Here is a 12,977-nt window from a genome sequence, read left to right on the forward strand (position 1 = left end):
TCGGGATGCGCACACAGTGCGCAGGCCTCGCCCGCACAAGATTAGTGCGCGGGGCGGATCACGACCAAAAGATCTCCCGCGTCCACCTGCTGCGTCTCGGCGATCGCATGGCGTTCGATGACGCCGTCGACAGGTGCGGTGATAGCCGCTTCCATCTTCATCGCCTCGATCGAAGCGACGGGATCGCCGGCGCGGACGGTCGCCCCGACCTCGGCCTTCAGAGTCACGACGCCCGAGAACGGAGCCGCGACCTGACCGGGAACGGAGGTGTCTGCCTTCTCCACCTCGTGTGCATCCACGACGATCGAGCGATCGCGCACGAATACGGGGCGAAGCTGGCCGTTGAGCGTCGTCATCACGGTTCGCATGCCCTTGTCGTCCGCCTCACCGATGGCTTCGATGCCGACGTAGAGCTGCACTCCGCGATCGATCTCGATCATGTGCTCCTGCCCGGCGACCAGCCCATAGAGGTAGTCGCTGGTGTCGAGCACCGAGAGATCGCCGAACAGCTCACGACGCTCCACGAATTCCGCGCTCGGTCCCGGGAACAGCAGGGTGTTCAGGCGTGTCCGCCGCTCAGCGCCGGTGCCGGCGAGTGCCGCCTCGTCCTCCGACGTGATCTCCGTGAGGCCGAGTCGCACCGAGCGTCCGGCGAGAACCTTGGTACGGAAGGGCTCCGGCCACCCGCCGGGAAGATCACCGAGCTCACCCGCCATGAAGCCGACGACCGAATCCGGCACGTCGTACTTCTCCGGGTTGGCCTCGAAGTCGGCGGGATCCGCCTTCACCGCGGCGAGGTGGAGGGCCAGGTCGCCGACCACCTTCGAGGAGGGAGTCACCTTCGGCACGCGGCCGAGGATCCGGTCGGCGGCCGCGTACATGTCCTCGATGAGCTCGAAGTCGTCGGCTAGGCCCAGCGCCTTCGCCTGCTGGCGCAGGTTCGAGAGCTGACCGCCGGGGATCTCGTGGTGGTAGACGCGTCCGGTCGGTCCCGGCAAACCGGACTCGAACGGAGCGTAGGTCCGACGCACCGCTTCCCAGTACGGCTCGAGATCGGACACGCCATCGAGCGAGATTCCGCTGTCCCGCTCAGTGTGCGCAAGAGCAGCGACGAGCGAGGACAGCGACGGCTGGCTCGTGGTGCCCGACAGAGGTGCCGACGCCGCATCCACCGCATCGACGCCGACGGCGCTGGCTGCGAGGAGGGTGGCCAGCTGACCGCCCGGGGTGTCGTGCGTGTGCAGATGGACCGGGAGGTCGAACCGCTCACGCAGCGCCGCGACGAGCTTCGCGGCGGCCGCCGGGCGCAGCAGACCCGCCATGTCCTTGATCGCGATGATGTGCGCGCCCGCCTCGACGATCTGGTCGGCGAGCTTCAGGTAGTAGTCGAGCGTGTAGAGGTCTTCTGCGGGGTCGAGCAGATCGCCGGTGTAGCAGAGCGCCACCTCGGCGACTGCAGTGCCTGTGTTGCGGACGGCCTCGATCGCCGGCCGCATCTGCTCCACATCGTTGAGCGCGTCGAAGATGCGGAAGATGTCGACGCCGCTGGCAGCTGCCTCCGCGACGAACGCCTCGGTGACAGCGGTCGGGTACGGCGTGTAGCCGACCGTGTTGCGGCCACGCAGGAGCATCTGGATCGCCACGTTCGGCAACGCGGCACGCAGCTTGTCGAGGCGCTCCCACGGGTCCTCGCCGAGGAACCGCAGGGCGACGTCGTAGGTCGCACCGCCCCAAGCCTCGACGGACAGCAGGCCGGGGGTCAGACGCGCCAGGTGCGGAGCGGCGGCGACGAGATCCTTCGTGCGCACCCGGGTCGCCAGGAGGGACTGGTGCGCATCGCGGAACGTGGTGTCGGTGATGGCCAGTGCGGTCTGCTCGCGGAGGCTGCGGGCGAAGCCCTCCGGCCCCAACTCGAGGAGCCGCTGGCGGGAGCCTGCCGGCGGGGCGGCGGTCAGATCGACCGCCGGCAGTTTGGACGCCGGGTCGATGACGCCGGGGTGGGCGCCGTGCGGCTTGTTGACGGTGACGTCGACCAGCCAGTTCAGGTACTTCGTCCCGCGGTCCTTCGAGACCCGGCCGCGCAGAAGCTCGGGACGCTCATCGATGAACGAGGTGCTCACATCGCCCGCGATGAACGCGTCATCCTCCAGCAGTGCCTGCAGGAAGGGGATGTTGGTGGAGACGCCGCGGATGCGGAACTCCGCCAGTGCGCGACGGGCTCGGGCGACGGCTGCGGGGAAGTCGCGACCACGGCAGGTCAGCTTCGCCAGCATGGAGTCGAAGTGCGGGCTGATCTGCGCGCCCTGGTGGACGGTTCCGCCGTCGAGACGGATGCCCGCGCCGCCGGGCGAGCGGTACGTCGTGATCTTCCCTGTGTCGGGGCGGAAGCCCTGCGTCGGGTCCTCGGTCGTGATCCGGCACTGCAGCGCCGCGCCCCGCAGATGCAGGTTCTCCTGGTGCAGGCCGAGCTCCGCGAGGGTCTGACCGGATGCGATCCGCATCTGACTCTGCACGAGGTCGACGTCCGTGACCTCCTCGGTGACCGTGTGCTCCACCTGGATGCGCGGGTTCATCTCGATGAAGACGACCTCACCCGTGCGCTCCCCCGCCGTCTCGAGCAGGAACTCGACCGTGCCGGCGTTCTCGTAGCCGATGGACCGTGCGAACGCGACCGCGTACCCGTGCAGTGCGGTGCGGACGCTGTCGTCGAGGTTCGGGGCCGGAGCGATCTCCACGACCTTCTGGTGGCGCCGTTGCACCGAACAGTCGCGCTCGAACAGGTGCACGGTCTCGCCGGTCTTGTCCGCGAGGATCTGCACCTCGATGTGCCGCGGGCGCACGACCGCCTGCTCGAGGAACATCCGGGCATCTCCGAAGGCGCTGGCCGCCTCGCGCATGGCCTCGGCCAGCGCGGGAGCGAGATCGCCGAACGACTCGACCCGGCGCATGCCGCGCCCGCCACCACCCGCGACCGCCTTGGCGAACAGCGGGAATCCGATGTCCTCGGCCTGGGCGACGAGAGCGTCGACGTCATCGGAGGCCTCGGTGGAGCGGAGGACCGGCACACCGGCTTCGATCGCGTGGCGCTTGGCCTCGACCTTGTTCCCCGCCATCTCCAACACGTTGGAGGGAGGCCCGATGAAGACGATGCCGTTGGCTGCGGCCTTCTCGGCCAGCTCAGGGTTCTCCGAGAGGAACCCGTATCCGGGGTAGATCGCATCCGCGCCCGACTCGAGAGCGACACGGATGATCTCATCGACGTTCAGGTACGCGCGGACGGGATGTCCGCGTTCACCGATCTCGTAGGCCTCATCGGCCTTGAGCCGGTGCACTGAGCCGCGGTCCTCATGCGGGAAGACCGCGACGGTGCGCGCCCCCACTTCGACTGCCGCACGGAATGCGCGGATCGCGATCTCGCCGCGATTCGCCACAAGGATCTTCTGGAACATGCACACCTCTGAAAGCTCGATGCGCAGCGTTTTCGATGCGCATGGGGCGGGGCTGAGTGTTCCCTCAGCCTAGGGGAAGGTAACGTGGTGTCCGTGCACGTACTCAGCGTCAGCTCTCTCAAGGGAGGCGTCGGCAAGACGACCGTGACACTCGGGCTGGCCTCAGCGGCTTTCGCTCGGGGAGTCCGGACTCTCGTCGTCGACCTCGATCCGCAGTCCGACGTCTCCACCGGGATGGACATCCAGGTTGCCGGACGACTCAACATCGCCGACGTCCTGGCCAATCCGAAAGAGAAGGTGGTCCGGCAGGCGATCACCTCCAGCGGCTGGGCGAAGGTCCACCCCGGCACCATCGACGTGCTGATCGGAAGCCCCTCCGCGATCAACTTCGACGGACCGCACCCGAGCGTCCGAGATGTCTGGAAGCTCGAGGAAGCGCTCGCCTCTGTCGAGGCCGACTACGACCTCGTGCTCGTCGACTGCGCACCGTCGCTGAACGCCCTCACCCGCACGGCCTGGGCCGCGAGTGATCGCGTCATGGTCGTCACAGAGCCCGGTCTCTTCTCGGTCGCCGCGGCCGACCGTGCCCTTCGCGCCATCGAGGAGATCCGTCGTGGCCTCTCTCCCCGGCTGCAGCCGCTCGGCATCGTCGTGAACCGCGTGCGTCCGCAGTCCATCGAGCACCAGTTCCGCATCAAGGAGCTGCGCGACATGTTCGGCCCCCTCGTGCTCTCCCCGCAGCTCCCGGAGCGCACCTCCCTGCAGCAGGCGCAGGGTGCCGCCAAGCCGCTGCACATCTGGCCCGGTGATTCCGCACAGGAGCTCGCCGCCGATTTCGATTCGCTCCTCGATCGCATCATCCGCACCGGACGGATCGCCGTTCCCGAGAGCGGTCCGCAGAGCTGACACCCGCCACGCGCACAGCGAAACGGCCATCCTCATCGAGGACGGCCGTTTTCTGTATGACGAGACGTGCGATCTAGGCGGAGCGCTTGGTGCGGCGGGCCGAGAGTTCGTCGACCGGATCCGGAGCGGTCGCGTCGAACGCGACGAGCGTCGACTCCACCTCGCGGAGGACCTTGCCGACCGCGATGCCGAAGACACCCTGGCCTCGGCTCACGAGGTCGATGACCTCGTCGTTCGAGGTGCACAGATAGACCGACGCGCCATCGCTCATGAGGGTCGTGCCGGCGAGATCGCGGATACCCGCGCGTCGCAGCTCTTCCACGGCGGTGCGGATCTGCTGCAGGGAGATGCCCGTGTCGAGAAGGCTCTTCACGAGCTTGAGCACGAGGATGTCGCGGAAGCCGTACAGACGCTGCGAACCGGAGCCGCTCGCTCCGCGAACGGTGGGTTCCACCAGCTCGGTGCGCGCCCAATAGTCCAGCTGACGGTAGGTGATGCCGGCTGCGCGAGCGGCGACCGCACCGCGGTAGCCGACCTCGTCGTCCATGGCCGGAAGACCGTCCGTGAAGAGGAGTTCGGGTACGAACCGCGGGTCTGCTGCGAGCTCATCCGCATTCATCTGAAATCCTCCCTGGAACGGTTATCTTCCACGGTAGAGCAGTGCCTGGGCACCGGCAATCACATCCGCGGGACCGCGAAGGTGTGTCGCAACCAGTTCGTTACGAAAGCACGCGCGACAACGCGTCCTTCACGAAGAGCGAGCGCACTTCGTCGATCCGCGCGGCCAATTCCGGCGCCAGTTCACTGGCCTTGGCCCGCGACGGCGCATCCGTCCGACGCAGCAACGCGGACATCGCCGATTCGATGAGCGCGACCTCGCGGTCTGCTCCCTGACGCAGCGAGCGCAGGTGCCGGGGCTCGATGCCGTGGCGGTCGAGGGCGACGAGACCGCGCAGCAGCGTGACCGTCGCCTCCGGGTAGCTCTCCTGCGCGACGATGACGCCCGTGCTGATCGCGTCGTTGAGCAGCTGCGGACCCGCGCCGGCCGCGGCCAGCAGCTCATCGCGTCGATATCGGCGTGGCGCCGGCGTGATCGAGGGCGGCGGAGCGAGCGGAGCGGCTTCCCCGCCGGCATCGACCTCGTCGAGCTGCTCGCGGATCACGCTCAACGGAAGGTAGTGGTCGCGCTGAAGGGTGAGTCCGAGACGCAGTCGCTCGATGTCCGCCGCGGAGAACTTGCGGTAGCCGGAATCGGTGCGAGAAGGACTGACGATGCCCTGCACCTCGAGGAAGCGCAGTTTGCTGGACGTGAGGTCGGGGAACTCCGGTGTGAGCCGAGCGAGGACCTGGCCGATGCTCAGCAAGCCCGCGGACGCGGAACGTTCGCGGGCGGGAGTAGCCGCCATCAGTCGTTCGCCGCCGCGCGATCGCGAGGGGAGGCGAAGAAGTTCAGGCGGAACTTGCCGACACGCAGTTCGGAGCCGTCGACCAGCGGGCTGCGGTCGACGCGCTCCCCGTTGACGTACGTTCCGTTGAGCGAGCGCTGGTCGATGATCTCGAACGTCGACCCGGTGCGGGTGATCTCCGCGTGACGACGGGACACGGTGACGTCGTCGAAGAAGATGTCGGCCTCGGGGTGACGGCCGACCGTGGTCACGTCGGTGTCGAGGAGGTAGCGTGCACCGGCGAGAGCGCCGGAACGGACCAGCAGCAACGCCGATCCTGCGGGCAGGGCGCTGATCGCGCTCTGCTCCACGTCGGTGAGTTCCACTCCGAACGGCACGAAAGACAGGTCGGAATCGTGCCCGAACGTCTGCGTCACGTCGTGTCTCTGCTCACCGGAACGGTGGATCGCGGCTTCTCCGGCCGGTCGGCTGTCGCTGTCAGTCACAGTGCCCTCCTTGGTTTTCCAGACTAACGGATGCCGAGGCGCTCGCGGGAGGCAGCTTGCATACTCAGCCATCACATACCGCGGATTCATAGGGTGGACTCGTGAAGATCAAAGCTCTGCGCCATCCGGCCGCCCCGATCACCCTCGCCGTGACACTGCTCGCCGCGTTCCTCGTTCTCTTCTCCCCGGTCTCCGCCTCCGCGCACGACGCGCTCGTATCGTCGTCTCCGGCCGCCGATGAGTCGGTCGAGACCGTGCCGGAAGAGCTGACGCTCACCTTCAGCGCGAAGCTCATCGACGGCGAGGGCGCGACCGAGGTCGTCGTCACCGCCCCCGACGGCTCCTCGGTCTCCGATGGCGCAGCGACGGTCGACGGCGCGATCGTGACGCAGCCGCTGCGGGGCTCGGGTCCCGCCGGCGACTATCACGTCATCTGGAAGGTCGTCTCCAGCGACGGCCACCCCACCTCCGGCGAGTACTCCTTCACCGTGACCGTCGGAGACGACGCGACACCGACCGAGGAACCCACTGCCGCCCCCACCACCGCGGCGCCGACGGCCGAGCAGACCGCAGCCCCCGAGGCGACCACGACCCCGGCAGCGGATTCCGACGACACCACGGACGGATCCCCGTGGGTCTGGGTGCTTGCGATCGTCGCTGTCCTGGTGGTCGCCGGCGTGGTCATCTGGATCGTCCTGAGCCGTCGCCGGGGCGGTTCCGCGTCCGGTTCCGACGCCCCGACGGAACGATAGGCTTAAGGCATGCCACACTACGACGTCGTCATCCTTGGTGCAGGTCCTGGCGGATACGTCGCTGCGGTTCGCAGCGCGCAGCTCGGTCTCTCCACCGCCATCATCGAGGAGAAGTACTGGGGCGGTGTCTGCCTCAACGTCGGCTGCATCCCCTCCAAGGCTCTTCTGAAGAACGCGGAGCTCGCACACACGCTCAACCACAAGGCCGAGTTCTTCGGCATCTCGGGTGAGTTCACGATCGACTACGGCAAGGCGTTCGACCGCAGCCGTGTCGTGGCCGACGGGCGCGTCAAGGGCATCCACTTCCTGATGAAGAAGAACAAGGTGACCGAGTACGACGGTCGCGGCACCTTCACCGGTCCGAAGGCGATCTCGGTCGCCAAGGCCGACGGCACCACCGAAGAGGTCACCTTCGACAACGCCATCATCGCGACCGGATCCAAGGTCCGCCTGCTCCCCGGAGTGCAGCTCAGCGACAACGTCGTGACCTACGAGGAGCAGATCCTCAGCCGTGAGCTCCCGAAGTCCATCGTCATCGTCGGCGCCGGTGCCATCGGCATGGAGTTCGCCTACGTGATGACGAACTACGGCGTCAAGGTCACGATCATCGAGTTCCTCGACCGCGCACTCCCCAACGAGGATGCAGACGTATCGAAGGAGATCACGAAGCAGTACAAGAACTACGGCGTCGACATCCTCACCTCCACCAAGGTCGAGTCGGTCGTCGACAACGGCTCGTCCGTGACCGTCTCCTACACCGGCAAGGACGGGCAGCAGTCGTCGATCGAGGCCGACAAGGTCCTCATGTCGGTCGGCTTCGCCCCGAACATCGAGGGCTTCGGACTCGAGGCGACCGGTGTCAAGCTCACCGAGCGCGGCGCGATCGACATCGACGACCACATGCGCACCAACGTCGAGGGCATCTACGCCATCGGCGACGTGACCGCCAAGCTGCAGCTCGCCCACGTGGCCGAGGCGCAGGGCGTGGTCGCGGCCGAGACCATCGGCGGCGCCGAGACGCAGACGCTGGGCGACTACCGGATGATGCCGCGCGCGACGTTCTGCTCGCCGCAGGTCGCCTCGTTCGGTCTCACCGAGCAGCAGGCCAAGGATGAGGGACGCGAGATCAAGGTCGCGACGTTCCCGTTCATGGCGAACGGCAAGGCGCACGGCCTGGGCGAGCCGGTCGGCTTCGTCAAGCTGATCGCTGACGCCGAGCACCTCGAGCTCATCGGCGCCCACATGATCGGCCCGGACGTGTCCGAGCTGCTGCCGGAGCTCACGCTGGCCCAGAAGTGGGACCTCACGGCGCTCGAATTGGCCCGCAACGTGCACACGCACCCGACACTGTCGGAGGCGCTGCAGGAGGGCTTCCACGGCCTCGCCGGCCACATGATCAACTTCTGATCCACCCTCCCGAAGGCCCGGTCCCGCGCAATGCGGACCGGGCCTTCGTGCGTCAGCGGCACGAGCGTCAGAGTCCGCGCATCGTGAGGAGCCCGGCCGTCCAGCCCCGGACCGGCGGCGCGCCGAGCGCGCGCATCAGCAGCTCCCTTCCGCGGACCACGGGCATCGGCACCGGAGCACCCATCGACATGTAGAACGCCGAGCGACGCTGTGCGCGCGAGGCGGAGCGCAGCACGTGCCACTCGAACTTCGCCAGCTCCGGCATCCGATGCGGCAGCGACCGCACGAGTTCGGACGCGAGACGGCGAGCGTCCACCCAGCCCAGGTTCATCCCCTGCCCGCCGATCGGACTGATCTCATGCGCGGCATCCCCGAGGAGCACGACCCGGCCCCTGGTCAGCCGTGTCGCTCGGTGCTGCGCGGCGACGAAGGAGGTCGGCTCCGCGTCGGGCGGGAGCTCGATGCCGAGCCCGGTGCGCGCCTCGATCGCCGTACGGAAGGCATCGGCGTGGTGCAGGTCGTCTCCCGCGCCGTGGCGGACCACCCACCGCCTGCGTCCGCCGGGGAGCGGAAACGACTCGACGAGACCCGCGGGTTCGCAGTGCAGCACCGCACGGTCCCCCGCTCCGGGGTCGTCGATGTCGATCATCGAGTACGAGGCACGCCCGGCACGACGTCGCCACCCGACGTCGAGATCCCCGCGGAGACGGCTCCGCACGCCATCGGCGACGACCACCATCGACGCCGTGTACTCGCGGGGGCCTCCAGCGGTCTCCGCCGCCACCAGCACGGCGTCCGCGTTCTGCCGGAGGGCCCGCACGGTGCATCCGGAGATCAACGCATCCGGCGAGAGAGCCTGCACGCGGGCTCGGAGCAGCGCGCTCGTCCGCGGCTGCGGGAGGATCAGGACGGGACGGTCCGGCGCGAAGGTCAGCGTCGCGAGTGTCCGTCGGCGGCTGCGCACCTCTCCGCCGTCGAGCCGCAGCGCTTCGGATCGGACATCCGTCCCGATCCCGATCGCATCGAGAGCATCCAGCCCCGGCCGGTGGATGCCGATCGCTCTGGTCCGATCGTCGGCATCCGGCTGCCGCTCGCAGACCACCACCCGCAACCCGTCCTGCAACAGCAAGCACGCCAGGAGCAGACCGACGGGCCCCGCTCCCACGATCAGCACGTCATGATCGGGCACTGCCTTCCTCCCACCGCAGTTCCAGTCGTGAGGGCAGCCCCCCGCGGACGGTCCACCCGGTCGGAGCGATCGCCGTGAGCTCGGCGGCCGTGTACGAGCGTCGGATGCTGATGAGTCCGTCCTCGCGGATGAACGAATCGGCGAGGAGGGTTCGAGAGATCGGCCAGGTCGCGGCGGCGAACAGCACGTGAGCGACCCGGCTCCGGGCGATGTCGTGGTGGGACACCAGCCCGTTCGGCGCGACGAGTCGCACCGAGTCACTGATCACCGTCTGGAGCTCGCCCTCGTCCAGGTGGTGCAGCACGTGGTTGGACAGCACGACGTCGTAGGTGTCGCCGGCGTCGACCAGCTCGGAGGTCAGCGCGCGTCGGTAGCGGATGCCGGCCCCGCGGTCGTGCGCCGAGGCCCATCGGATCGCGCGCTCGTCGGCGTCGAGAGCGGTGATCTCGGCGTCGAGCCCATCGTGACGCAGCCGCCCGGCGAGCAGGCGGCAGAGGTCTCCCCCGCCGGCTCCGACATCGAGGATGCGCAGTCGCCCCGACCGCTCCGCGCGCGGCCGGATGTCGCGACGATAGAGCGTGCCAGGACGGGAGACCAGCGCATTCACGAAGCCGAAACGTCCGTAGGTCCGTGCGAGCATCCGCGCATCGGCGTGCGGGTCGTCCATCAGCTCAGGGGTGTCGACGTCCCTGACCGCCAAGACTGGCCTCACGAGGCAGAGGGAGCGACGACGGTGAACAGCGCGCTCTCGGCCGTCAACCCCGGGCCGAAGGCCATCGCGGCGACGCGTTCGCCCGCTGCAGCCTCTTCCTCCTCCAGGATGCGCTTGAGCACGAAGAGCACGGTCGCACTGGACATGTTGCCGTTCTCGCGCAGGACTTCGCGGGCGGGGTGCAGCTGCGCATCGCTGAGATGCATCCGCTCCTGCACTCGGTCCAGGATGCTGCGGCCGCCGGGGTGGATCGCCCAGTGCTCGACCTTCTCCCCCACCCGCCCCACCTCGAAGGCCTCGGCCATCTCCGCATCAGCGGAGTACAGCGGCCGGAGGGCGCCGATGATGGTCTCCCCGATGATCTGCGGAACGGCGGTGGAGAGGATCATCTCGAAACCGCTGTCGCCGATCGTCCAGGCCATGTCCTTCTCGCCCTCCGGCGCGATGGCCGTGTGGAAGCGGTCCAACCGCAGGGCGGGTGAGGCCGACGCAAGGTCCCGGGCCGTGACGATGCCGGCCGCGGCGCCGTCGGCGAACAGGGAGGAGGCGACGATCGTGTCGGGGTTCTCCGAGGAGCGCAGATGCAGAGTGCAGAGTTCGACGCTGACGACCAGGACCACCGCGTTCTCGTCGGCGATGCAGAACTGACTCGCCGCCCGCAGCGCCGGCATGGACGCGTAGCAGCCCATGAACCCGAGATGGAACCGCTGAACGGCGTCGGACAGCCCGAGTGCGCGCACGATCTCGTACTCCGGGCCAGGAGCGTGGAACCCGGTGCAGGAAACCGTGATGACGTGCGTCACATCCTCCGGGCCGATCTCGGGGTCGGCATCCAGAGCCTTCCGTGCGACGTCGACGAAGAGCTTCGCAGCCTCGCGGGTGTAGATGTCGTTGCGTGCCTTGGTGCCCGGGGCCAGCAGCTCGCCGGAACGCCGGTCGAAGAAGACGGGCTCGGCCACGTCGGATTCGAGTGACAGCTCGTCGATCACGGTGTGGCGCCGGTCGATGCCTGAGACGTTGAACGATGTCGTGACGATCCGCTGTGCCAAACGCCCGAGGTCGGGCTGCTGGGCGAAGACGTCGCGCACCTGCTCCTGGACGAGAACGGTGTCGGGGACGATCGTCTGCAGCGATCGGAGCACAGGCGGTCGACTCATGCTGTCACTCAAGCATGCGGTGTCGCCCCGGGGGAAGGGGTTGCGTTCGGTCCTGCGTCTGACTAGAAGCCGAGGGCGCGGGCGAGCTTGGAACCGGATGCCGATTCCCGGCCTCCCACGGCCAGGACGGCACGCTCCACCGCATCGAAGAAGGCGGCGCGCGCCTCGTCGTCGGCCGGAGCTGCGGGGCCGAGCTCCATCTCCCACTCCCGCCACTCGCGCTGCACTCCGCCCCGGAGATCCGTCGCCTGCACCCGGTCGTCGACGAACTCGGCCACGACCCCGGCTGGGCCCGTGAGGAGGTAGGCGGTGCGGTCGTTCCGGATGCGGGCGAGCGGGGTGAGCGGAGCGGTCGTCCATGCGGACACGGTCTCGGCCACGGCCTCGGGCAGCGCATCGCCCTCACCGAGCGGCCAGCCGAGTTCGAGACGGCCGTCGCCCTGTCTCGGTCCCTTCACATGCCAGCCCTCGTCCGGACCGCCGGTGCGACGGCGCAGCGCCACCCCGGCACGGCCGAGATCTCCGTCGGCGGTGTCGAAGTACTTCGCGTCGAGCGCCCGGGCCTCCCCGGAGGTGACGGCGTCGACCCCGGGAATCGCTTCCCAGACCGGCAGCGGGGTCTCGCCGTCGACGTCGTACTTGCGCTCGACCTCGACCGTGCGGGACGGTTCAGTCATCGTCGTTGAGAGTGAGATCCTCGAGAGACTCTTCGAACCAGTAGTCGACCTCGGTCGGCCCATCGGTCGGGCCGGTGTTCTGCGGTTCGCTGCGGCGGTTGTACACCACCTGCGTCTCGCTGTAGGGGACGATCAGCTTGTCGTCCGCGTCGCCGAGGGGGATGATCTGCCCGTCGAGCGGGCCGCCGTGAAGCCGTGCAAGTGCCATGTGCTTCAGGGTAGCCCCGACATCGGACTATCCGTGCGAGACCCGACGGATTCAGCCCAGGACGACACCGAGGAGAGCACCCGCGATCATCCACGGACCGAAGGCGATGCGGGTGGCACCGTCCGCTCGGCGCAGGAGGATGAGCACGAGTGCGTACAGTGCCCCGAGCACGAAGGCCGAAGCGGCGCCGATCGCGAGCGACTGCCAGCCGTGCCAGCCCAGCACGAACCCGATGACCGCGGCGAGTTTCACGTCGCCGCCGCCCATCCCCGCACGACTGATCCCGCGCAGCACGGCGTAGAAGCCGCCCAGGATCACCATGCCGAGGAGGGCGCGGAGGAACGCGATGCCCTGCCCTGTGACCAGGGCGTCGAGAGCTGCGAGCACGATCAGCACGGCGAGCGTCGGCAGCACGATGCGATTGGGGAGGCGGTGGGTGCGCGCGTCGATCACGATCAGCCATCCGCCGATGCCCGCCAGCATGATGTGCACGAGCGAGATGAGTGCGAGTCGCGGGTCCATAGGCGCAGGTTAGGAGATTCGCGGACCCGGGGCCCGGGGGCCTGTGGAGAACTTCGGCCGATGTCCGATGTACGAACTATCGTTATCCACACGACTTGGTATATTAG

At 68.3% G+C, this 12,977-nt stretch carries 13 protein-coding genes; 3 read left to right on the top strand and 10 right to left on the bottom strand.

The window, feature by feature from the left end; translation table 11 throughout:
- Nucleotides 1–41 precede the first annotated feature (41 nt).
- Entirely contained in the window at nucleotides 42–3,449 is a 3,408-nt protein-coding gene (locus ACFC14_RS16780; protein ID WP_376106864.1) for a pyruvate carboxylase, read from the bottom strand.
- A 93-nt stretch (nucleotides 3,450–3,542) separates the two neighbouring features.
- Between ACFC14_RS16780 and ACFC14_RS16785 the strand changes: the two genes are divergently transcribed.
- Nucleotides 3,543–4,355: a ParA family protein gene (locus ACFC14_RS16785; RefSeq protein WP_029261541.1), complete on the top strand. Its 813-nt coding sequence runs from the start codon at nucleotides 3,543–3,545 to the stop codon at nucleotides 4,353–4,355.
- A 73-nt stretch (nucleotides 4,356–4,428) separates the two neighbouring features.
- On the opposite strand, the gene ACFC14_RS16790 is transcribed toward ACFC14_RS16785, so the two are convergent.
- The 3 genes from ACFC14_RS16790 to ACFC14_RS16800 all read right to left on the bottom strand — a co-directional run bounded on the left by ACFC14_RS16790 (nucleotide 4,429) and on the right by ACFC14_RS16800 (nucleotide 6,246).
- The gene (locus ACFC14_RS16790) at nucleotides 4,429–4,974 is read right to left on the bottom strand and encodes a MerR family transcriptional regulator (RefSeq protein WP_136042194.1); all 546 of its coding nucleotides are present in this window, start codon (nucleotides 4,972–4,974) and stop codon (nucleotides 4,429–4,431) included.
- A 100-nt stretch (nucleotides 4,975–5,074) separates the two neighbouring features.
- Complete coding sequence (locus ACFC14_RS16795; protein WP_376106867.1) at nucleotides 5,075–5,761, bottom strand: MerR family transcriptional regulator; 687 nt, start codon at nucleotides 5,759–5,761, stop codon at nucleotides 5,075–5,077.
- Nucleotides 5,761–6,246, bottom strand: a complete 486-nt coding sequence (locus ACFC14_RS16800) for an FHA domain-containing protein (protein ID WP_029261538.1) — start codon at nucleotides 6,244–6,246, stop codon at nucleotides 5,761–5,763. Before ACFC14_RS16800 ends, ACFC14_RS16795 begins: the two co-directional genes overlap by 1 nt.
- Before the next feature lie 101 nt (nucleotides 6,247–6,347).
- Between ACFC14_RS16800 and ACFC14_RS16805 the strand changes: the two genes are divergently transcribed.
- Both ACFC14_RS16805 and lpdA read left to right on the top strand, forming a co-directional pair.
- A complete protein-coding gene (locus ACFC14_RS16805) occupies nucleotides 6,348–6,998 on the top strand; it encodes a copper resistance protein CopC (protein ID WP_376106870.1) in 651 nt (216 codons plus the stop codon).
- Nucleotides 6,999–7,007: 9 nt separating this feature from the next.
- On the top strand, nucleotides 7,008–8,405 hold the full coding sequence (gene lpdA, locus ACFC14_RS16810) for a dihydrolipoyl dehydrogenase (protein WP_376106872.1): 1,398 nt from the start codon (nucleotides 7,008–7,010) through the stop codon (nucleotides 8,403–8,405).
- Between the two features lie 67 nt (nucleotides 8,406–8,472).
- Here lpdA and ACFC14_RS16815 read toward each other — a convergent pair whose 3' ends face one another.
- The 6 genes from ACFC14_RS16815 to ACFC14_RS16840 all read right to left on the bottom strand — a co-directional run bounded on the left by ACFC14_RS16815 (nucleotide 8,473) and on the right by ACFC14_RS16840 (nucleotide 12,870).
- Entirely contained in the window at nucleotides 8,473–9,594 is a 1,122-nt protein-coding gene (locus ACFC14_RS16815) for an FAD-dependent oxidoreductase (protein ID WP_376106875.1), read from the bottom strand.
- On the bottom strand, nucleotides 9,581–10,306 hold the full coding sequence (locus ACFC14_RS16820; protein WP_376106878.1) for a methyltransferase domain-containing protein: 726 nt from the start codon (nucleotides 10,304–10,306) through the stop codon (nucleotides 9,581–9,583). The genes ACFC14_RS16815 and ACFC14_RS16820 overlap by 14 nt, the downstream gene beginning before the upstream one ends.
- Nucleotides 10,303–11,463, bottom strand: coding sequence for a type III polyketide synthase (locus ACFC14_RS16825; RefSeq protein WP_376106881.1), 1,161 nt, complete (start codon nucleotides 11,461–11,463; stop codon nucleotides 10,303–10,305). The genes ACFC14_RS16820 and ACFC14_RS16825 overlap by 4 nt, the downstream gene beginning before the upstream one ends.
- 62 nt (nucleotides 11,464–11,525) lie before the next feature.
- A complete protein-coding gene (locus ACFC14_RS16830) occupies nucleotides 11,526–12,140 on the bottom strand; it encodes a CYTH domain-containing protein (RefSeq protein WP_376106884.1) in 615 nt (204 codons plus the stop codon).
- Entirely contained in the window at nucleotides 12,133–12,348 is a 216-nt protein-coding gene (locus ACFC14_RS16835) for a response regulator (protein ID WP_136042202.1), read from the bottom strand. Before ACFC14_RS16835 ends, ACFC14_RS16830 begins: the two co-directional genes overlap by 8 nt.
- 51 nt (nucleotides 12,349–12,399) lie before the next feature.
- Nucleotides 12,400–12,870: a prepilin peptidase gene (locus ACFC14_RS16840; protein ID WP_376106887.1), complete on the bottom strand. Its 471-nt coding sequence runs from the start codon at nucleotides 12,868–12,870 to the stop codon at nucleotides 12,400–12,402.
- Between the last annotated feature and the right edge of the window lie 107 nt (nucleotides 12,871–12,977).

It is taken from the genome of Microbacterium sp. NPDC055988, assembly GCF_042269505.1.
GTDB lineage: Bacteria > Actinomycetota > Actinomycetes > Actinomycetales > Microbacteriaceae > Microbacterium.